Origin of the sequence: Kordiimonas sp. (assembly GCF_048260245.1) — a bacterium.
Taxonomy (GTDB): Bacteria; Pseudomonadota; Alphaproteobacteria; order Sphingomonadales; family Kordiimonadaceae; genus Kordiimonas.
Genome location: NZ_JBLXGZ010000007.1, coordinates 52,124 through 72,613, shown reverse-complemented (window position 1 = coordinate 72,613; position 20,490 = coordinate 52,124). Strand labels below are relative to the sequence as shown.

Annotated in this window: 21 protein-coding genes; 7 read left to right on the top strand and 14 right to left on the bottom strand. The window is 56.0% G+C overall.

Annotation, left to right across the window (positions count from 1 at the left end):
• Window positions 1-27: 27 nt before the first annotated feature.
• Window positions 28-1,821: an acyl-CoA dehydrogenase C-terminal domain-containing protein gene (locus tag ACN0VM_RS05770; protein ID WP_417449904.1), complete on the bottom strand. Its 1,794-nt coding sequence runs from the start codon at window positions 1,819-1,821 to the stop codon at window positions 28-30.
• Window positions 1,822-1,866: 45 nt separating this feature from the next.
• Entirely contained in the window at window positions 1,867-2,316 is a 450-nt protein-coding gene (locus ACN0VM_RS05765; RefSeq protein ID WP_417449903.1) for a MerR family transcriptional regulator, read from the bottom strand.
• A gap of 190 nt (window positions 2,317-2,506) precedes the next feature.
• Between ACN0VM_RS05765 and ACN0VM_RS05760 the strand changes: the two genes are divergently transcribed.
• The 3 genes from ACN0VM_RS05760 to ACN0VM_RS05750 all read left to right on the top strand — a co-directional run bounded on the left by ACN0VM_RS05760 (window position 2,507) and on the right by ACN0VM_RS05750 (window position 4,978).
• Window positions 2,507-2,875 carry an Mpo1-like protein gene (locus ACN0VM_RS05760; RefSeq protein WP_417449902.1) on the top strand — a complete coding sequence of 123 codons (369 nt, stop codon included), beginning with the start codon at window positions 2,507-2,509 and terminating at the stop codon, window positions 2,873-2,875.
• A gap of 403 nt (window positions 2,876-3,278) precedes the next feature.
• Window positions 3,279-4,220, top strand: coding sequence for a sulfite exporter TauE/SafE family protein (locus ACN0VM_RS05755; protein WP_417449901.1), 942 nt, complete (start codon window positions 3,279-3,281; stop codon window positions 4,218-4,220).
• Window positions 4,220-4,978 (top strand): TIGR02186 family protein, encoded by a 759-nt coding sequence (locus ACN0VM_RS05750; protein WP_417449900.1) that lies wholly within the window; start codon window positions 4,220-4,222, stop codon window positions 4,976-4,978. The genes ACN0VM_RS05755 and ACN0VM_RS05750 overlap by 1 nt, the downstream gene beginning before the upstream one ends.
• A 17-nt stretch (window positions 4,979-4,995) precedes the next feature.
• Here the strand turns inward: ACN0VM_RS05750 and tusA are convergent, their stop codons facing one another.
• From tusA to ACN0VM_RS05725, 5 genes are all read right to left on the bottom strand, one after another.
• A complete protein-coding gene (gene tusA / locus ACN0VM_RS05745; protein ID WP_417449899.1) occupies window positions 4,996-5,241 on the bottom strand; it encodes a sulfurtransferase TusA in 246 nt (81 codons plus the stop codon).
• A 141-nt stretch (window positions 5,242-5,382) separates the two neighbouring features.
• Complete coding sequence (locus tag ACN0VM_RS05740; protein ID WP_417449898.1) at window positions 5,383-6,165, bottom strand: helix-turn-helix transcriptional regulator; 783 nt, start codon at window positions 6,163-6,165, stop codon at window positions 5,383-5,385.
• A 252-nt stretch (window positions 6,166-6,417) separates the two neighbouring features.
• Complete coding sequence (locus tag ACN0VM_RS05735) at window positions 6,418-6,642, bottom strand: hypothetical protein (protein WP_417449897.1); 225 nt, start codon at window positions 6,640-6,642, stop codon at window positions 6,418-6,420.
• A 190-nt stretch (window positions 6,643-6,832) separates the two neighbouring features.
• Window positions 6,833-7,501 carry a dethiobiotin synthase gene (bioD, locus tag ACN0VM_RS05730; protein WP_417449896.1) on the bottom strand — a complete coding sequence of 223 codons (669 nt, stop codon included), beginning with the start codon at window positions 7,499-7,501 and terminating at the stop codon, window positions 6,833-6,835.
• The gene (locus ACN0VM_RS05725) at window positions 7,498-8,682 is read right to left on the bottom strand and encodes an aminotransferase class I/II-fold pyridoxal phosphate-dependent enzyme (RefSeq protein WP_417449895.1); all 1,185 of its coding nucleotides are present in this window, start codon (window positions 8,680-8,682) and stop codon (window positions 7,498-7,500) included. The genes bioD and ACN0VM_RS05725 overlap by 4 nt, the downstream gene beginning before the upstream one ends.
• Before the next feature lie 130 nt (window positions 8,683-8,812).
• On the opposite strand from ACN0VM_RS05725, the gene bioB reads away from it, so the two are divergent.
• Both bioB and ACN0VM_RS05715 read left to right on the top strand, forming a co-directional pair.
• The gene (gene bioB, locus ACN0VM_RS05720; protein ID WP_417449894.1) at window positions 8,813-9,793 is read left to right on the top strand and encodes a biotin synthase BioB; all 981 of its coding nucleotides are present in this window, start codon (window positions 8,813-8,815) and stop codon (window positions 9,791-9,793) included.
• Window position 9,794: 1 nt separating this feature from the next.
• Window positions 9,795-11,054 carry an adenosylmethionine--8-amino-7-oxononanoate transaminase gene (locus ACN0VM_RS05715; protein ID WP_417449893.1) on the top strand — a complete coding sequence of 420 codons (1,260 nt, stop codon included), beginning with the start codon at window positions 9,795-9,797 and terminating at the stop codon, window positions 11,052-11,054.
• On the opposite strand, the gene ACN0VM_RS05710 is transcribed toward ACN0VM_RS05715, so the two are convergent.
• The 6 genes from ACN0VM_RS05710 to ACN0VM_RS05685 form a co-directional block, all read right to left on the bottom strand.
• Complete coding sequence (locus ACN0VM_RS05710) at window positions 11,055-12,020, bottom strand: zinc transporter ZntB (protein WP_417449892.1); 966 nt, start codon at window positions 12,018-12,020, stop codon at window positions 11,055-11,057.
• A complete protein-coding gene (locus ACN0VM_RS05705; protein WP_417449891.1) occupies window positions 12,017-13,021 on the bottom strand; it encodes a mechanosensitive ion channel family protein in 1,005 nt (334 codons plus the stop codon). The genes ACN0VM_RS05710 and ACN0VM_RS05705 overlap by 4 nt, the downstream gene beginning before the upstream one ends.
• Before the next feature lie 109 nt (window positions 13,022-13,130).
• Entirely contained in the window at window positions 13,131-14,225 is a 1,095-nt protein-coding gene (locus tag ACN0VM_RS05700; RefSeq protein ID WP_417449890.1) for an acyltransferase family protein, read from the bottom strand.
• A 148-nt stretch (window positions 14,226-14,373) separates the two neighbouring features.
• Window positions 14,374-15,090, bottom strand: a complete 717-nt coding sequence (locus ACN0VM_RS05695) for a Bax inhibitor-1/YccA family protein (RefSeq protein ID WP_417449889.1) — start codon at window positions 15,088-15,090, stop codon at window positions 14,374-14,376.
• A 102-nt stretch (window positions 15,091-15,192) separates the two neighbouring features.
• Window positions 15,193-17,727: an ABC transporter permease gene (locus tag ACN0VM_RS05690; RefSeq protein WP_417449888.1), complete on the bottom strand. Its 2,535-nt coding sequence runs from the start codon at window positions 17,725-17,727 to the stop codon at window positions 15,193-15,195.
• Window positions 17,724-18,467, bottom strand: a complete 744-nt coding sequence (locus ACN0VM_RS05685) for an ABC transporter ATP-binding protein (protein WP_417449887.1) — start codon at window positions 18,465-18,467, stop codon at window positions 17,724-17,726. Before ACN0VM_RS05685 ends, ACN0VM_RS05690 begins: the two co-directional genes overlap by 4 nt.
• A gap of 80 nt (window positions 18,468-18,547) precedes the next feature.
• On the opposite strand from ACN0VM_RS05685, the gene ACN0VM_RS05680 reads away from it, so the two are divergent.
• A complete protein-coding gene (locus tag ACN0VM_RS05680; RefSeq protein WP_417449886.1) occupies window positions 18,548-19,216 on the top strand; it encodes an arylesterase in 669 nt (222 codons plus the stop codon).
• Between the two features lie 2 nt (window positions 19,217-19,218).
• Here ACN0VM_RS05680 and ACN0VM_RS05675 read toward each other — a convergent pair whose 3' ends face one another.
• Window positions 19,219-19,587: a hypothetical protein gene (locus ACN0VM_RS05675; protein ID WP_417449885.1), complete on the bottom strand. Its 369-nt coding sequence runs from the start codon at window positions 19,585-19,587 to the stop codon at window positions 19,219-19,221.
• Window positions 19,588-19,811: 224 nt separating this feature from the next.
• On the opposite strand from ACN0VM_RS05675, the gene thpR reads away from it, so the two are divergent.
• A complete protein-coding gene (gene thpR / locus ACN0VM_RS05670; protein ID WP_417449884.1) occupies window positions 19,812-20,432 on the top strand; it encodes an RNA 2',3'-cyclic phosphodiesterase in 621 nt (206 codons plus the stop codon).
• Window positions 20,433-20,490 lie beyond the last annotated feature (58 nt).

Sequence of the window (20,490 nt, the reverse complement as noted above, 5' to 3'; positions counted from 1 at the left end):
TAACTCCCTTAACTTCCCAATGGGGGTTTAGAAATTTGCGGCGTCGAGGGCCATGACTTCATCCGCACCGGCTTCGATCTCGGCCAGCATGGCTTTGATCTCGGGCATGCGGCGTTTCATGTAGTAACGGCCGGTTGTAAGTTTGTTCTCATAGAAGGTAGGGTCACTTGTGCCGGCGTCCAGTGCATCCACGGCAACTTTTGCCATCTGGGTCCACATCAGGCCGAGCAGCACATGCCCAAAGAGGTGCATGTAAGCGGTGGAGCCTGCGCCCGCATTGTCAGGGTTTTGCATGGCGTTCTGCATCAACCACATGGTGGCACTCTGCAGGTCCTTGAGGCCAGCGCCAAGTGCATCGGTGAAGGGGCGCAGACGGTCGTCGCCTTTGGCATTTTCACGGATATCGGCGGCGTATTTGAAGAAAGCCTGAATGGCGCGGCCACCGTTGGCCGGTAGTTTGCGACCGACAAGGTCAAGCGCCTGAATGCCGTTAGCGCCTTCGTATATCTGAGCGATACGGGCGTCGCGCACAAACTGTTCCATGCCGTGTTCGGCGATATAGCCATGACCACCGAAAATCTGCTGGCTGGAGACGCAGTATTCAAAGCCGCGGTCGGTGAAAACACCCTTGATGATCGGCGTCAGGAGGCTAACCATATCCTCCGCCGACTGGCGTTCTTCTTCGGTTTCCGCATTGTGGGCGAGGTCCACCAGCACACCGCACCAAAGCGATGCAGCGCGCGAGCTTTCATTAAACGCCTTGGCGTTCATCAGCATACGGCGAACGTCCGGGTGCACAATGATAGGGTCGGCTGGGCCTTCCGGGTTTTTGGTGCCGGAAATGGAACGTCCCTGCAGACGGTCCCGCGCATAATCGGCCGCGTTCTGGTATGCTACTTCCGAATTGGCAAGGCCCTGCATGCCCACACCGATGCGCGCGGCGTTCATCATAATGAACATGGACCGGAGGCCCTTGTTCGGTTCGCCGATCAGGTAGCCGCGGGCACCGTCATAGTTCAAGACGCAGGTAGAGTTGGCATGAATGCCCATCTTTTCTTCGATGGAGGCGGTGTTCACGTTGTTGAATTCACCCACGCTGCCATCATCGCCAACCTTGTATTTCGGTACGATAAAAAGCGAGATGCCTTTCACACCCTTCGGTGCATCGGGCAGGCGTGCCAGCACGAGGTGAATGATGTTCTCAGAGAGGTCATGATCGCCAGCCGAGATGAAGATTTTGGTGCCGGAGATTTTATAGGAGCCATCGTCCTGCGGTTCAGCCTTGGTGCGGAGCAGGCCGAGGTCGGTACCACAGTGTGGTTCGGTCAGGTTCATGGTGCCGGTCCAGTAGCCTTCCACCATCTTCGGCAGGTATTTCTGTTTTTGCTCGTCCGTGCCGTCAAGCGAGATCGCTGCCATCGCACCAGCGGAAAGACCGGGGTACATGGCAAAAGCATGGTTTGAGGAGATCATCATTTCTTCAAAGCAGAAACCGAGAACATGGGGCAGCCCTTGACCGCCAAAGTCAGGATGCTGTGTCAGGCCGGACCAGCCGCCCTCAACATATTTATTATACGCTTCCTTGAAGCCCTTCGGTGTTGTGACAGAACCATCATTATGGCGCGTACAACCCTCGCGGTCGCCGGAATAATTCAGCGGCTGAAGCTCATTTTCACAGAATTTGGCCCCTTCTTCCAAAATGGCGGATACGAGGTCTGGGGTGACTTCCGAATATCCCGGCAGGTTTTGATATTGGCCGATATTCAGCACTTCATTGAGCACGAAGCTCATGTCTTTCACGGGGGCGCGATATGTTGGCATATTTAAACCTCAACTATGTCAGTGTGATTATACGTCTATCAGATGTCATCTTTTGGGTGCGTACTGGCGCAGGGGTTCGCCGGTGTCACGGCGAAGCCACTGGTCCGATTCTTCAGAGCGCACGAGATTGGCGATCAAGGAACAGAAATCCTGAAGCTCGTCTATTGTGGCGTTGATGTCGTCGCGTTGTTCTTCGAGGGCGCGAATACGGGCGCGGCATTTCTCGACAGTGACCGAACGTTGGGTCTCGCGGCCGTCGCCAAGGTCATAGAGATCGAGCATTTCGCCAATTTCCTGAAGCGAGAAACCGACCCGTTTTCCGCGCAGAATCCATGCCAGCCGCACCCGGTCATTGACATGGTAAATGCGGTTCTGGCCTTGACGCTCCGGCGTGAGGAGACCTTGTTCCTCATAGTGTCTGAGCGTGCGCGGCGTGACGCCAAATTCGCACGCCAATTCCTTGATGGAATAGGTGACGGATTTTTCCGCTCGCATTGGAAACCTTCCCTTTAATGTGCCTCATTACGTAGTTTACGTTAACGTAAACGTCAAGACATCCGCACGGGAAATTTGCTAGATGCCTGCTTTCGCACTATATTTTCTGGACGTTGCAGTTTGATTTAACTCAGCAGTTGCCGGTCTGTAATGTTGATATGGCCGCGACTCGGTGTGATGGGAGGGGGCGATGGCACCTAAATTTGAGAGTTTCCGGGAGTTTTTCCCGTATTATTTGGCGGAGCATTCCGACCCGGTCTGTCGCGGGCTGCATTATGCCGGTACGCTTATCGCGTCTGCGGTTTTCATTTATGCCCTTGTCACCCAGACATGGTGGTTGCTGCTCCTCTATCCTGTCATCGGTTATGGTTTTGCATGGTTCGGCCATTTCGTGTTTGAGAAAAACCGTCCCGCCACTTTTGATTATGCGCGGTGGTCGCTGGTCGGTGATTACAAGATGCTGTCCCTTTGGCTTACAGGACGACTGGCTCCTGCGATGGAGGACGCTCTCGCCCGCCATGGACGTAGGAATTCCAAGGGCGTTTCCGGCGCGGCCTGAATGACCAGCCGTATCTGCCACTAGCCCACAGGGTGTGGTGGCTCGAATGTATCTGTCTCGTTGATGCGAATTCACGAGGGTATCAATGCTGCAAGTTAATGGACCGGCTGCGGCTGTCTCTGGCGCGCCTGGGGGTTATCCTCACTTACTATCTTCTGTAGACAAGAGGCGGGCCTCGAAGCGCAAAGGTTTTGAGGATATATATAGCGTTCAATGGCCTTCGCATTGACTCTGCGAGATATGACCTCGTGGCGTATGCAAATATAGTCGCTGGTCGCCTCAGGGTTAGGGTATAATAACTACTACAACACATTGGCAGCCTCCTATGTATTTGCATTCCAGCGCTAGTTTAGGTAGGACAAAGACATAACTTCTTCGCTGGCCTTTTGGGATCAGTCTTCGTATGCCGCTTTACCTACCCATCGCCGAACTATCGATGAACATTTTCGTCGTGCTTGGCATGGGGGCTATTGTCGGCTTTCTCTCCGGTATTTTTGGCGTTGGTGGTGGCTTTCTGATGACGCCCTTGCTCATATTCGCGGGTGTGCCGCCCACCGTTGCCGTTGCTACCCAGTCAAACCAGATCACCGCAGCCAGTGTATCAGGGGCGCTGGCGCATTGGCGGCGGCAGGGTGTCGATGTCAAAATGGGCTTTGTACTGATCATTGGCGGAGCCTTCGGCGCCTTTGTTGGCGCGCAGGTTTTCACGTACCTCCGGCTTCTCGGGCAGGTCGATCTGATGATTTCCATTGCCTACGTGCTGTTTCTTGGCTCTGTTGGCGGGCTTATGCTGTGGGAAAGCCTGCGGGCGATATTGCGTCAACGCAGAGGGTATGAACCGCCGCGAAAACCGCGCGAGGAGCGCCATAAAGCTTGGATTCATGCGCTTCCATTCAAAATGCGCTTCAGAAAATCGCATCTTTATATCTCAGCATTGCTGCCGCTTGCAGTGGGTTTTTTTGTTGGGCTTCTCTCCGCCATTATGGGCGTGGGTGGGGGCTTTGTTATGATCCCTGCAATGATCTACCTGCTTGGTATGCGTGCGAATGTGGTTGTCGGCACTTCATTGTTCCAAATCATTTTTGTCACAGCGCTCACCACGATCTTCCACTCTATCAATACCCAGACAGTCGATATTTTCCTTGCACTGCTATTGTTGCCGGGAGCTGTGGTCGGCGCTCAGATTGGCGCGCGCATTGGGCTCAAGTTAAAAGCGGAGCAACTGAGAGCGCTTCTTGCTCTTATGGTCCTGCTGGTTTGCGTGAAAATGGGGCTCGGCCTTGTTGTGGAGCCTCATGAACGGTATTCGGTTGCGGAAGTGACTCAACTTGAGGGCGTGAAGTGATGCGGTGCTTTCTCTTCCTCATGGTTATGCTTTTCGGGGTGACCCGTGCGGCTGAAGCCGTGGTCACGGACTTGTCCAACAGGCGCATCGAAATACGGTACAGTTTCAATGGCGCAGACCTTATCTTGTTCGGCGCAGTCGGCGCGACCAGCATCAATACCCTCAACGATAAATACGATGTGGTTATTGTGGTACGTGGACCTGAAGAGCCAACGGTGGTTCGTGAGAAGGAGCGGGTCGGCGGTATCTGGGTCAACACGAAGGCTGTTCGTTTTCCAGCGGCGCCGGGCTATTATGCCGTGGCGGCGTCAAGGCCACTGGAAGAAATCGCAACGCCGGTCGCATTTGCAAGCTACGGCATTGGTTTTAAAAACTTGCCCCTCGTGGCGGATAGCGGTACGGGCCGTGGCTTGACCGTCCCCTCTCCTGAATTCAGGAACGCATTGTTTCGGCTTCGTGCCAGTGAAGGGTTATACCGGCAGGAAATCGACAGTGTCAGTGTGGTTGACGAAGGCTTGTTTCGGACGGATATTCGCCTCCCGGCCAATGTGCCCATCGGCAACTTTATTGTCGAGACTTTCATTTTCCAAAAAGGCAGCATGAAGGCGCGGCACCGTATTAACCTGCATGTTGATAAAGAAGGTTTTGAACGAGCAGCCTATACCTTCGCGCACGAATGGCCGTTTTTTTATGGTCTCGTGGCCGTGATCGTGGCACTTGGTGCGGGTTGGCTTGCTGGCATCCTTGGGCGAAAATAGCGTACGTTAAGCGCGGCTTATTTCCCTTTTCTGATTTCGTAAAGATACCGCCCATCTTCAACGCGGGCCATAACAAGCGTGTGTCCCGCCATGGAGCAGAAAGCAGGCATGTCCCGCACCGATGCCGGATCGGATGCAATGACGAGAAGCAAATCACCGTCATTAACCTCATCAAGCTTGCGTCGGGTTCGCAGAACCGGGATCGGACAGGCAAGTCCTGTCGCGTCGAGGATGGCGGCGAAGTGATTGTCAGGTGATGTCATGGTGCTGGGTATCCTGCAGCGCGGGGTACTGCCCGAATAGTTTGTGATGATCGCATATGGTGTTCAGGATAGACGAGATATCTCAATAGCGAGTTAACGCATCGCCTGATTTATCGCCGTTGGCTCTTAGCCTGGTCTTCCCTAGTCTTCGAGGATTCCGAGACGCATGGCGCTTGGCAATATTTCACGGGTCGACGTGACGGCCAAAGCCGCCTTGAGTTCCTTGATGTGGAAAGACACGGTGGGGGCGCTGACACCCAGTCGCGCTGCGATCTGGCCGTTGGTCAGGCCGGCATTCAGTTGTTGAAGGACCTGATGGGGACGGCCTTTAATGCCCAGTTGGGCGGCCCTCTCTTTTCGCTCCAGCGGTTGATAGAATGTATGCATGTAAATGGCGGCAAGATGAACCTCGTCTCCATGCATTTTCATGATCTCCCTGAGCTTGCGGACCGGGTGGACTGCATGCAGGGTAACCTCGCCATGCCCGCGACCGAAGGCATGTCGAACGGGGAAGCCGACAGCAGAAAAGATGCCATAGTGTTCGGCGCGCTGAAGGATAAAGTCAAAGCCCTTGAAATTCGGGTCGGTGGGGTCGAGAAGTTCCCGCGCCATGTATAAAGGCTGCATGGAACGTTTCTCAATCTGGTGGATCATCGGGTCCACTTTTTCGTAATGACGGCTCTGGTATTCCTCCACGCCTTCTTTCGGCATGCTGGTGATCCACGTGCGGCCTGCGAGCGAGACCCGGACATGAGTATCCTTGCCGTTCTCTTCTTCGACGGGGGTGTTTATCGGTGCGTAGGAATAGCCATAGGTTGCACATTTAAAGCCCCGCGCTTCAATGAAGTCGAGGAAATGCTGCCACACATCATGGCTTGCAATAGCTGTTTCCATCTGGCCAATGAGGTTGCTCACATTGTCCACAAACAGTCTCCAACTGGCGATCATAATTTTAGTTTGAGTGAAATTAGTGCACGATCAAAGGTTTCAAGCAAGGGAAACATGGTGTGGCGATAAAGAATATACCGACAGCTCTGGGCGGCTAGTCAAAGATAAAGCCCGCCTCCGGGTAAGAGGCGGGCTGGTGACCGGGATTGGGTATGCCCCGGTCGCAAGGACAGGTCGGCTGGGTGCCGGGTGCTGAGAGATAACCTGTCCCTATCTCGAAAATACTACCTAGTGAACAACGCCACCTTCGCTGCGGAAACAATCAGCTGCCTTGGTTGCCAGTTGCTCGTGAATGGCGAGCCAGAGGTCAAAACCCTCTTCGTCGCCGATTGCTTTCATCTTGGAGAGAGCTTCATCGGCATAGACAAGCGCTTTGGGTCCGAGGTTTTGCAGCAGATTGTCGGCGACAAGGCCAAAATAGAACGTGGGGTCAAAAGGCAATGACTGTTGCATGATATCGGTCCTCTGAGCAGCATGTGAAATTTGCTCACCCTATCAGCAACAGCTGTGCCAGTTTTACGGGTAAAGGAATTTCAAGGCCTTGCCGGGATTGGACGGCACAGGACAACGGCACGGGGTCAAAGCTGCCGGGCACGGACTGACCGTCCCCGGTAAGGCTTGCCGTCCCACTATGAAACAGTGGTTAAAGTAGCGATAAAAGGGAGGGAGCCTCCCGCCACGGCTTATCCCCGGCAAGCCTCGGCACCATGATAACAGGCAAACCGGATAGGCAACGCAATTGTTCTGCAGTGGCGTCGAGCGGTGGCGTATCGCCTTTGCTTTCACTCATGACAATGGCGCGCACCTCCAAGTTGCGGGCCTGCATGGCTTCAAGCGTTGCCAATGTATGCGAGATGGTGCCCAGATAACTGCCCACCACCATCAGAGACGGTAGATCGAGTGCGGCGATCCAGTCCGCAACCAGTGTTCTGTCCACCAATGGCACAAAGGACCCACCAACACCTTCAATAAGGGTGAAGGGGTTGGTATCAAGCGCTGTCTGGCAAGTGTTTATCAGGGCATCCATATCAAGGGCACGCCCTTCCAGTGCCGCCGCCATGGCGGGCGCGAGGGGCGCACGATAGCGAAACGGCGATATCTGGTGCATGACGTCAGGGGTCAGGTCAAGCCCAAGCCCGTCCGCGATGATGGCGGTGTCGCTGCCGTCCATTGTGTCATCTGTCACACCGCTGATAATGGGTTTAAGGGCGGAAACCGGTTTTCCCGCCGCCCGCAGCTGGTGGCACAGCGCGGCAGTGACCAGTGTCTTGCCAATTTCGGTGCCGCTTGATGTAATGAAAAGCCCGTTCATGAATTTTGTTCCAGCCCCAGTTTTTTGCATGCCGTTATCAGCCGCTTCACGTCCGCGTCGCAGTGGCTTGCAGAGAAACTGAACCGCAGCCGGGATGTGCCCTCGGGTACGGTTGGCGGACGAAAGGCAATAACCTTGAAACCAGCCTCTGCAAGGTCAGAAGAGGCATTGAGCGCGTCGGCCTCGGTCCCAATGACGAGGGGTACTATAGGTGTGTCTGGTGTTGCCAGTCCCATCGCTCTTGCGAACTGTCGGGCGAGTGTCGTTGGCCGTTCGACAAGCGCCTTATCCTCTTTGATCAGCTCCAGCGCTTTGATCGCTGCGCCGGTGACGCCGGGGGGGAGCCCTGTTGTGTAGATGAAGGACCGCGCCCGCGTGCGCATGAGGTCGATCACCGGCTTACTGGCGGCAAGATAGCCGCCGTAAGAGCCGACAGCCTTTGAGAGGGTGCCCATTTGCAGCGGCACAAGGCCTTCGGCACCACAGGCATGTGCGCTGCCGCGACCGCCACCAATGGTGCCCAGCGCGTGGGCGTCGTCATTCATCAGCCATGCGTCATATTCAGCGGCAACACCGCCCAGTTCCTTGAGCGGTGCGATGTCGCCATCCATTGAATAAACGCCGTCAACCACAAGGATCACACGACCATAATTGGCGCGTTCAGCCTTGAGGATGGCGCGTACGTGGTCGACATCGCTGTGGCGGTTGAAGCGCACGGTTGCGCCCGAAAGCTGCATACCGGCATGGATGCAGGTATGCACCAGTTCATCGGCGATAATCAGGTCATCCTTGCCGACAAGGGTGGGGATAATACCCACATTAGCGAGATAGCCTGAACCAAAGACGCAGGCGTCCTCCGTGCCCTTGATTTGTGCAAGGCGTTTTTCAAGCTCACTATATAGCGGGTGGTTGCCGGTTACCAGGCGGCTTGCGCCTGCACCGGCGCCAAAGCGGCGTGTGGCTTCCCTTGAAGCTTCCACCACCTCGGGGTGAGTCGAAAGGCCCAGATAATCATTGTCTGTGAAGCTGACCAGCTCAGGCCCAGCGTCTACACGCATGCTCATGCCGGTTGCGCGCACACTGGTTACCAGTTGCCGGCGCTGGTTTTTTGCTTCGAGGGCGACCAACTTCGCACTAGCTAAAGCATCAAGGCTTGACGGGGCGGGCGTAAATCTTTCCATAGATGTTGGCTTTAGGCGTTCGGGCAGGCTGCGTCAAGCAAGCTTAAGCAGGATTGCGCTTAGGTAATTTTACTTGACTTGACCCCGTCCAGCCGCGATTTTCCCGGCATACAAGGTCGAGGAGTTTTTCATGAACGCACCTGCAAATGTCTCGTTTTCGGAGGCCCCCATCCGCCATGACTGGACCCGTGATGAAATCATGGCTCTGTTTGCCATGCCCTTTATGGACCTTGTGTTTGAGGCGCAGCGCGTTCACCGGCTATATCATGACCCGAACAAAGTGCAGCTCAGTCAGCTGATCTCGATCAAGACCGGTGGCTGCGCCGAAGATTGTGGCTATTGCTCCCAGTCCGCCAAGCACGCCAAAACAACGGGCCTGACGGCAACCAAGCTGATGGAAGTTGAGCGTGTCCTGGCGGCGGCGAAAAAGGCGAAAGCTGGCGGTGCGTCACGTTACTGTATGGGCGCGGCCTGGACCAGCCCCAAAGACCGCGATATGGACAGCATCCTCGCCATGGTCGAAGGTGTGAAAGATCTTGGCCTTGAGACCTGCATGACCCTTGGCATGCTGGATGACTGCCAGACAAAACAGCTCAAGGATGCGGGCCTCGATTATTATAACCACAATGTGGACACAAGCGAGGAATACTACAAAGAGATTATCACCACGCGCAGCTATCAGGAGCGTATCGATACCCTCAAGCGCGTGCGCGACGCGGGTATTAATGTCTGCTCCGGTGGGATCGTCGGCATGGGCGAAAAGCCCGAGGACCGCGCGGGTATGCTGATGACGCTGGCCAACCTCGAGGAACACCCGGACAGTGTGCCGATCAACATGCTTGTGGCTGTGCCGGGCACGCCGCTTGAGCATGTGGAGAAGCTCGACCCGTTTGAATTTGTACGCACCATCGCTGTGGCGCGCATCATGATGCCGAAGGCCGAGGTGCGCCTGTCCGCCGGGCGTCAGGAAATGAGTGAAGAGACGCAGGCGCTGTGTTTCCTTGCTGGTGCCAGCAGCATCTTTTATGGTGAACAGCTTCTCACGACACCGAACCCAGAGAATAACAAGGATATGGCGCTCTTTAGCAAGCTGGGCCTGAGCCCGGCTTAAGATGGCTGATCATCCGCATTGGTATACTGAAGGCGTTGGCCATATCTGGCTGCCCTATACCCAGATGAAAACCGCTACGCCGCCCCTGCCGGTGCAGTCCACCGACGGCGTGCGTATCACGCTTTCAGATGGCCGCGAGCTTATTGACGGCATCTCATCATGGTGGGCGGCGGCTCACGGCTATAACCACCCGCACATCATGGGGGCGATGAAAACCCAGCTTGAGGCCATGCCGCATGTGATGTTTGGTGGTATGGTCAACGAACCCGCGCTGAAGCTCTTCACGCGTCTCGCCGCTATGCTGCCGGGAGATCTGAACCGGGTGTTTATCGCCGAATCCGGCTCGGTGTCTGTTGAAGTCGCGATGAAAATGGCGTTGCAATACTTCTTCAACCGGGGCGAAAAGCGCAGCAAGTTTGTGCACTTCCGTGGTACCTATCACGGTGACACATTGGGTACCATGGCAGTGTGTGACCCGGAGGAGGGCATGCACGGCCTGTTTGGTGATGTGCTGGCAAAAAACCTACTGTCTGACTTGCCGCGCACAGCGGAGGACGCGGCGAAGTTTGCTGATTTCCTTAAGGCCAATGCCTCAGATGTTGCGGCGGTGGTCACTGAACCGTTGGTGCAGGGGGCAGGCGGCATGGTGTTCCACCAGGCTGAGACCTTGCGCTGGCTGCGTGAGGCCTGTGACGCGGCGGATGTACTGTTGATTGTCGACGAGATTTTTACTGGCTTTTACCGTACGGGCACACGGTTTGCCATTGATCAGGCCGGCATTGTGCCAGACATGGTGACCCTTTCCAAGGCCTTGTCCGGCGGCGTCTCGCCACTGTCTGCCTGCGTGGCGCGCGAGGAAATTTTTGAGGCCTTCTATGATGATGACCCGGCGAAGGCGCTTATGCATGGGCCGACCTATATGGCGCATGCCTTGGGCTGTGCGGCCGCCAACGCGTCACTTGACCTGTTCGAGCGCGAGGATTACGCCGCCAAGGTCCATGTCATTGAGGGGCAACTTATGGCCGAACTTGCACCCTGTGGTTTTCTCGATAGTGTGAAAAGTGTGCGGGTGAAGGGCGCCATTGGCGTCGTGCAATTACATGACGCGTCGGGGCTGGAGGCCCTCAAGCCCCGACTTGTCGAGCGCGGCGTCTGGATACGCCCTTTCCGCGACATTGTGTACCTGACCCCGCCTTTGGTTATTGGAAAAGACGACCTGAGCATCCTGACCGGGGCCATCTGTGACCTATTGGGCGCCTGATCAGAACCAGCCGCTGCGGCGGAAAAAGAACGCAAGCCCGGCTGCGATAACAGCGCAGCCTCCCGTGACCCACCAGAAGGCGGTGCCGTCCTCAACACCCGGCATGCCGCCAACGTTGATACCAAAAAGCCCGGTGAGAAAGCCTAAAGGCAGGAAAATCGCCGCGACGATGGACAACATATACATATTCCGGTTCAACCGATCAGACATGACGGTGACCAGTTCTTCCTGTTGGAACTGAAGGCGGTCACGTGCGGCGTCCAAGTCCTCAAGGTGGCGGGTCAGGTCATCATGCGCATTTCTCAGCCGCCGTGTATATTTTTCACCCAACCACGTGGTGGCGAGGTCCTTCAGCAAGCCGACAGCAGCGCGGAGCGGGTTGAAATAACGCCGCAGCAACAGGACCTTGTGCCGGAGGTCCGCCAACTTTGTGCGGTGCTCAGGCTTTCCGCCATCGATCATTTCCAGTTCAAGCTCGTCGATCTCTTCCATCAGTTCAGAGATGGGGATGGCCATATTCTCGATCACGTTTACGGTCAGTCCAACGATCACTTCTGACGATGATGCAGGCTGGTCTGTGGCGCGCAGTTTTGCGGCCAGTTTGCGAGCGGCAAAAACCGGGCGGCGCTGTGCGCTGATAACGTGAGACCCGTCACTCCAGATTCGCAGCGATACCATGTCTTCGGGGTCTTCATCCGGGTTCAGGTTGATACCGCGTAAAATGACCAGATACTCTTTTTCAAATTCTTCCACGCGGGGGCGAGTGTCTTCGGCGCACAGGGCATCAATCATAGAATCATCGATGTAAGGCGCGGCTTTTTTCAGTTCCGCCCGGGCATTGGGCTGTGAAACATTAAAGTGTAGCCATATGGGCTCGTCGATCTGGCCTTCAGCAACAGCGGCATGCCGGCCAGTGTCAGCGCCGTCCCGAAGATAAACCGCATGAATCAAGGCCTTTTCGCTCATGCTTTATCCTTTCCCGCGCCGCTGTCATGCGCAGCTTTCTGCTGAAGACTTTCCGGCACGGTTTTCAGGTGCAGGTCGCGTTGGGGGAATGGAATTTCGATGTGGTTTTCAGCGAATTTTCGCCAGATGGTAAACTGTACATCACTCTTGGGGCCACGTCGGCCTTCGGTGACGTCCGCGACCCAGAAGTACAAGGTGAAATTGATTGAGCTGTCGCCGAAACCGTCCAGATAACAGACCGGTTCGGGAAATGCGATACAGCGTTCATGTTCTTTTGCGGTCTGAAGCAGGAGCTCCCTAACGAGGTCCAGGTCGGAACCGTAGGCAACGCCAACATTGATTTCCACACGACCATTCTTGTTTGTCAGCGTCCAGTTGATGACGCGGGCGGTGATAAAATCCTCATTGGGTACCATGACTTCCTTGCCGTCGAACGTCTCAACAAGGCTATAACGCGCGCCGGTGTGACGCACAAAACCCTGAATGCCGTCAGACAGCTCAATCAGGTCATCAATCTCGACAGATTTCTCGGCAAGCAGGATGATGCCACTGATGAAGTTGGACGTAATTTTTTGCAAGCCGAAGCCGATACCAATCCCGACAGCGCCGCCCAGCACGGTCAGCGCCTTAAGGTCTATGCCGATCATATCGAGCGCCGCAATAAAGAAAATGAAATAGATAGTCAGCATTGCGGCTTTGGAAAGCAGTTCGCGGTTGCTCGACCGCATGCGGCTAAAACTGCTGATGCGCTTCTCAACCTGTGCCGACACCAGCGACGATATCCAGAAAAAGCCTACAATGATCAACAAACCCTTGAGTACGGTATAGGGCGAGATGGAATATTCCATGAATTCAAGTGTCAGGCGTTCATCGCTTAGGAAGGTGCGCACCGGGACGAGATGGCCTTGAAATGCGGCCCATGACAGGAAGATCAGGAAGGAGACAATAAGCACCTTCGCGAGAATGGTCCGGGGGTTGAAAAACTCAGACGTGACGGACATGGTGGCTATGTGTCTCCTGCGCGCTTAAAAGGCCGAGCAATCTGCTACCGCATATTGTTGCGGAAATGAAACGGTAAGTCATTGCTTTTCTGATGCAGGCCGCACGCGGCTATACCTTCAGGATGATGCCCTTGCGTTTCATGAGTGCAACCGGGGTCCATGATACCAGCACGACCACCATGACAGGCACTAGCATGGCCAGTTCCGCCGGAAGCAGGGATGAGAGCTTTTCCTGAAGTGCCAACGTCCCGTCATTCAGCAAAAGCGGCGCCATCAGATAGGTATGTGCGACGTAGGCCGTGATGGCGTTGATGCCAAATGCTTGCGCAAACGTTGCACAGCTCCCGCGCCATCCTTTGATGTCCAGGCACCAGATAAGCGCTGCGAAAACCAGAAGCGCCAGGCCGCTTGTCGCCAGCACAAAGGTGGATGACCATGTAGCCTTGACGATGGGGTGAAGGGGCGCAAGCGCAAACCCAAGGACGGTGAACACCAGCCCGGCGGCGCACAACTGGCGCAAGGTCGCTTTGGTGCAGCCCCGGGCGCGTATAAGTGTGCCGGTCAGTGCGCCCATAAGCGCCTGCGCAATGCTGGGCAGCGTACCCAGAAGGCCTTCCGGTTCATAGGGCACCGCTGCGTTGCGGGCATACACATGGTCACCCAGAACAAGTCGGTCGAACCAGCTGGAAAAGTTCTGGCCGGGTGCCATAAGGTCAAGCGGCACGTCGGGGAAAGGGGTCATCTGCAGCACGGCATAACCCGCAAGAATGACAATGATTGCAGCCACCTGCGCGCGCCAGCCAAAGCTGATAAAGAAGAGCGCCGCGCCAAGGAAGGTGAGGCCGATGCGCTGCAAGACGCCAAGAAGCCTTATGGGTTGCCCCCAGTCGGCAAAGGAAAGGGTCAGTGCAAGGCCGATCAGAAACAGTAGGCAGGCACGTTTGAGAAGCTTGAGCACAACGGCGCGTGCAGGAAGGCCTTTTTCGGCAGGCAACGCAAAGGGCAAGGATACGCCCACCATAAAAATGAAGAAAGGGAACACAAGGTCCGCAACCGTAAGCCCCGCCCACGGCGCGTGTAGAAAAAGGCCATAGGCGGGTACATCTGCACGGTAGTGGAACACCGCTACGCTGTTCACAAAAATCATGCCGATGACGGCAAGACCACGAAATACATCAAGCGATAAAAGCCGCTGTTTTGCCATGCCCCAAATCCCCAGCCGTAATGACAACGTTAGACAAGCGTAAAGCAGCTGGCGTATTTTGCAATATGTGAGTGACGGTTATTGCAGGGCTGAACAATAAAAAGCCCGGCACGGGGCCGGGCTTTTCAAACTTTGTTGCTGCGTATGGTTATTCGCGATTGCCAAGGAACTGCAGCAGGAACATGAACAGGTTCACAAAATCCAGATACAGGCTCACGGCACCCATGATCGCACCTTTGGCAACAGCTTGCCCGGTCGTCATCATGTAATAGCTTTCCTTGATGCGCTGCGTGTCATAGGCGGTGAGGCCAGCGAAGATCAGCACACCGGCAACCGAGATGACAAACTGCATCATGGTTGAGGCAAGGAAGATATTCACCACGCTGGCGATGATGAGACCGATCAGGCCCATGAACAGGAACGTGCCCATGCCCGACAGGCTTTTCTTCGTCGTATAACCATAGAGGCTAAGCGCCCCAAATGCGGCCGCCGTAATGAAGAACGTGCGTGCAATGCTTGGCCCCGTGTAAAGGACGAATATTGACGCCATCGACAAGCCCATTGTGGCGGCAAATGCCCAGAAGATCATCTGCAAGGCCCCGGCCGAAAGTTTATTCACGCCGAAGCTCATGACCATGACAAAAGCCAGTGGTGCAAGGGCAACGATCCAGCGCAGACCGCTGCCGAAGATGGCATTCATCATATCGGGGCTGCTGGCGGTCAACAGGGCAACAATACCTGTCAACAATACACCGGAGGCCATATAGTTATAGACCTTCAGCATGTAGGCGCGCAGGCCTTCATCAAATTCCGCAGTTTGCGCACGGGTTTGCGCGCCATATTGCGTATTAAAGCGTTGTACCATTTCTGCTCCTCATGAGCTGGTTGTTAGTTTGAGCTTAATATGGCGACGAAGCCCGATGCTTTCAACCGCAATCGGACATCGCTCACGCCGATTTTATCCGCTTTATTCTGTGCGTAGCACCTGGTTCGGTTTGGCTGAAAGCGCCCGGAAGCTTGATCCAAGGCCAAAAAGCACGGTGATCAAAAGGCTGACGGTCACGGTAAAGACCATTGGCCATGGCAGGAAACTGAATTCCATCTCCATGACAAATTCCACTACCAGCCACCCGGCCAGAGAGCCAAGCGCGAGCGCAATAGTTGCTGTGATAAGCCCGATCAGCGCATATTCCAAAAGGTAAGCGCCGAGGATCTGCCCTCTGACCGCGCCGATGACTTTCAAAATCACTGATTCGTAAACCCGTTGCCGGAACCCGGCGGCGATAGCACCCGCCAGTACCAAAATGCCTGCAATGATGGCAACGGCCGCAGTGGCGCGCACGGCGATGCCGATTTGTTCCATCATGGTATTCACGCTTGAAAGTACTTCTTTCATGCGCACAGCGGTGACGCCGGGGAACTTGCTGGTGATCGCCCTGTGGGCGACGACTTCCGCGTCCCCCCCTGCCTTCAGGGTTGCCATGTATGTATGCGGCGCGGCCTTGAGCGTGTTGGGATCAAACAGAATAACGAAGTTGAAACCGAAGGTGCCCCAGTTGATTTCGCGCAACGAGCGAATGGTGGCGGTGATCTCGCGCCCAAGGACTGACACCGTAATGACGTCGCCAATCTTGAGGCCGAGGCCGTCAGCAACTTCCTTGCCAAGGCTGACCTCAGGCCCGCCCGCATAATCCGCTGGCCACCATTCGCCCTCCACCACTTTGCTGCCCTTACCCAGGTCGCTCATGTAGGTGAGGCCGCGGTCACCGCGTAAAACCCAGCGCACCTCGGGATCAACCTCCACGTCCTCGGCCTTCACACCGTTCAGGCGAATAACGCGGCCCCTAAGGTTGGGTACGGTCACAAGGTCCTGCACATCGTCAATGCCAGCAACGGTGGCCTCAAAGTCGGGTAGTTGTGCCCGCTGGATGTCAAGGAAGAAGAAGGCCGGCGCCTCTTCCGGTACTTGTTCCGACAAGCGAGCTTCAAGGTTGCCTTCAATCAGCGCGAGGCTGGCAAAAAGCGTGAGGCCAAGCCCAAGCGACAGCACGACAGCACCGGTGGCAGCGCCGGGCCGGTGCAGGTTGGCAATCGCCATACGCCTTAGTGCGTTTTTTGATCGTGGCGCCTTGGCGGCACCCCGTTCGATCAGCCAGCTAATGCCGCGCAGGATGCCAAGTGTTATACCCGCACCAATCATGAAGCCCGCCGCGAGACCGCGATTGTCCGACATACCAACGGCCAGCAGCACGACCACAAGCGCGGCACCAAAAATAGTGGCGGTATAGATAAAACGCGGCCAGCGGGTCTCGGGTGCGACGAGCGCCCGGAACAGGCGCACGGCAGGTAGGTCGCGGGCCTTACCCAGCGGCCAAACGGTGAAGGCGATAGTGATCATCAGGCCATACAGCGCCGCCAGTGCCAAAGCCACCGGGTAGACACCGCCTTCTGGCTTGACCGGTAAGCTGTCGGGCAGGAACATGGCCAGCACACCCGGGAGGAATGCGCCCACAACAGTGCCAATGGCAATGGCGACCAGCCCCATGATGACAACCTGAAAGAAGTAGGTTTTAAAGATAACACTGCCGTCTGCGCCCAAAATCTTGAGCGTGGCGATGGTACGTGTCTTGCGGTCCATATACCCTTTAACGGCGTTACCCACACCCACACCACCCACCACAAGGGCAGAAATGCCAACAAGGGTCAGAAACATGCCCATCTGGTCGACAAAGCGCCTGAGGCCCGGTGCGCTGGTGGAGCGGTCACGCACGCGCCAGGTCTCGTCAGGGAAGGCTGCGCTCAGGCTTTCCTTGGCGGCTTCAATATCGGTGCCGGGGTTCAGTTTAATCTTGTAATAATGGTTGATCAGGCTGCCAGTGGTTACAAGGCCGGTTTCAGCCAGCGCCTTGTGGCGGATCATTACCGACGGACCAAGCTGGAAACCAAGGTTGGCTTTGTCGGGCTCATGCTCAATGAAGGCGCGAATGTCGGCCTGAATGGCGCCGAAACTCAAGGTGTCGCCAAGCGCAACGCCCAGCCGGTCCGCAAGCAATGGATCGATCGCCGCGCCCCAGCGCCCCCCACGTTCTTCAAACAGGGCGTTATTATCAAGCTGTGGGATGGTTTCAAAATTACCGTAGAGCGGGTAAAGCCCGTCAACCGCGCGCAGTTCCACCAGGGTTGACGTGCCGCCATCCTTGAAATGCGCCATGGTGCGCAGCCGCGCGGACACCGAAAGCGTGCCTTTGTCTTCAACCCAGGTCAGCAGCTCAACACCCGCTTCGCGCTGGAAGATATTAATCTCCATATCGCCGCCAAGGATGGATTGTCCTTCGCGTTCCATGCCTTCGGTAATGGCGCGGGTCAGCGAGCCAACGGCCGCAATGGCCGTCACGCCCAAAATCAGGCAGGCCATAAAAATACGAAATCCCGAGAGGCCGCCACGCAACTCCCTCAGGGCCAGTTTCAGCGCCACTGGCATGGCAGGGCTGCGCGTGATCATTTGCCACCCTTCACTTTGCTGGGAGCTTCATCTTTGATCTGCACCGATTTTGTGTTGCCGGTATCGTCGACAATATTGCCGTCTGACATTGAGATTACGCGGTCGCAGCGGTCGGCCAAAGCCGGGTCGTGGGTGACAAGCACCAGGGTTGAGCCGCGCTGTTCTGACAGGTCGAAAATCAGGTCAATGATGGCGCGGCCGGTTTTACCGTCGAGGTTGCCGGTGGGCTCATCACCAAACAGGATAGCAGGCTGGGGTGCCATCGCACGGGCAAGGGCAACACGCTGCTGTTCGCCTCCTGAAAGCTGGGCGGGGTAATGTTCCATGCGGTGCGCAAGGCCCACGGATTCAAGCTCGTGCGAGGCACGGTCAAAGGCGTCGTTCACGCCAGCCAGTTCAAGCGGCACGGCAACATTTTCCAGCGCTGTCATGGTCGGGATCAGGTGGAAGGCCTGCATGACGATGCCGACACGGCTCAGCCGGTGACGTGCGAGCGTGTCTTCGTCAGCGCCGTCCAGCAAAAGGCCATCAACGGTCACGCTGCCGCCGGTGGCTTGCTCAAGCCCGGTCATCAGGCTCATGAGCGATGATTTACCGCTGCCTGAAGGGCCCACAATGCCGACACTTTCACCGGCCATGATGCCAAAACTGATGTTTTTTAAGATGTTGACGGGGCCCGCACCGCTCTCAAGCGTGAGGGAGACATCCTTAAGCTGGATGATGGCTTTTGCCTCTACCATTGAAATTTACGTCCTTCGCTGCCAATTATTTTTGTTCGAGTGTATCGTTTTTATTACGTCTATAGCTAGGAGCTGGACCTATGATGGTCAATCGCCAACCCCTGATTAAATTATTTACCGCACTTATTGCCCTTTGCGCAATTTTTGGCACAGGGAGCAATAAAGTGCAGGCAGATGAGGGGACTACGGCCGAAATCGTCGCTTTTGGCGACAGTCTCACTGCGGGCTACGGCCTCGCCCCCGGCGAAGGTTTCACTGACCAGCTTCAGGCTTGGCTTGATGAGAACTCGGCTCGCAAGGTGCGGGTGATAAACGCCGGTGTCTCGGGCGACACGTCATCGGGCGGCCGCGCCCGGCTTGACTGGGGTCTCGCGCCGGTGAAGGACGGCAAGCCCGACCTGGTGATTTTGGAGCTTGGCGCCAATGACGGTCTGCGCGGTATCGACCCCAATATCACCGCAGAGAATATCGACGCCATGGTCGCTGAACTGGCTGCTCGCGATGTGACGGTGTTGGTGGCAGGCATGATGGCACCGCCCAATCTTGGGGCTGAGTATGCTCAGGTGTTCAACCCGATTTTCAAGGATGTGGCTGATAAATATGACATGCCGCTTTACCCCTTCTTTCTGGAAGGGGTCGCGGCCGACGCATCACTTAACCAGTCTGACGGTATGCACCCCAATGCCCAAGGGGTGAAAATTATGGTGAGTAAAATTGGCCCGGTGGTGAAGAAACTGCTGGCTGAATAAGCTTATTGTGTTCCCAGTGCGCCAAATAGCGACGCAAGCCCGAACAAAAGCCAGTGTGGCAGGCGCACGAGACGCTCTCTGAACCTGAGCGTAACAAAGATGCTAAGCGCGCTGAGACCCGCTGTCAGCAAATTGGCAGCTTGGGCGAGAAGCCGCACCTCCGGCGATATGGCTGCCCAGAGAAAACCCGCCGCTACGCCGATGTAGAGCAAGGTAAAGGCGTGCCAGCAGCCGTATAGAACCGCTTTCATGGTTTTATTCAGGCCTGCCACCGCCAGCATCGGCTTTATGACCCGCCTGCCGCCAGCGACGCAGTGAAAAGCCACGGTGATGGCGCATATGAGCGCTGCCAGTGCAAGATAGCTGTTCATTGTCTTATCGTTCCCTCTCTGTCTTTCAGTCCTCCTTGCCGCTTGACCGTAGCTTCGCTTTTGTGCGGCGTCCATGTGTCTGTGTGCCGCAACGGGCAACGTAGGCCACGCTGGGTCACAAAAATTTCACGAGACATACATGATTCCCTTTCAGTAAATAATACGCTACAGTTTGTGGGTCGGGGCACCTCGGCCCCACGATATTGATCGAAGGGAGGTCGACCATGGTACGTTTGTTCGTCGGCCTGGAAATTCCGGAGACTATCAGAGACGCGCTCTCAGAGGTTCGCGGTGGCGTCGAAGGCGCGCACTGGCAACGGGATGACCAGCTCCACCTCACTCTCGCTTTCATTGGCGATGTGCCGAAGAAAGCCCTGCATGAAATTGAAGGAGAACTTTCCCGCGTTTCCGTGAACCCGTTTGATTTTGCTCTGAGGGGCGTCGGGCTTTTTGGCAAGCCCAAGCAGCCTAAATGCCTCTGGGTGGGTGTTGAAGACAAAGCGCCGCTGGTGCACCTGCATGAGAAGATCGTCAATGCGCTCGCGCGGGTCGATGTGGATGTAGAGCGGCGCAAATACAAGCCGCATGTTACCCTGGCGCGGTTCAGGCGCGGTGCGCAGGCCCGCATTGGGGACTGGCTCCTGCACGGTGAGAACCTTTATACACCAGCCGAGACAGTGCAGCATTTTACCCTGTTTTCAAGCCAGCGCACCAATGAAGGCTCTTACTATACCGTTGAAAGCCGGTTTGGCCGCGCGCTTGAGACGGAGCCGGAGGCCGGTGATGCCGAGCAAGCCTATCACATGGGCCGTGAATTTGGCTGGGTGCTAGAGCCTGCCTTCTAGGCAAGTCGCATGCCCGTCATGAGCGCGCTTGTCATGATAGTGAGATAAAGCCTCTTTA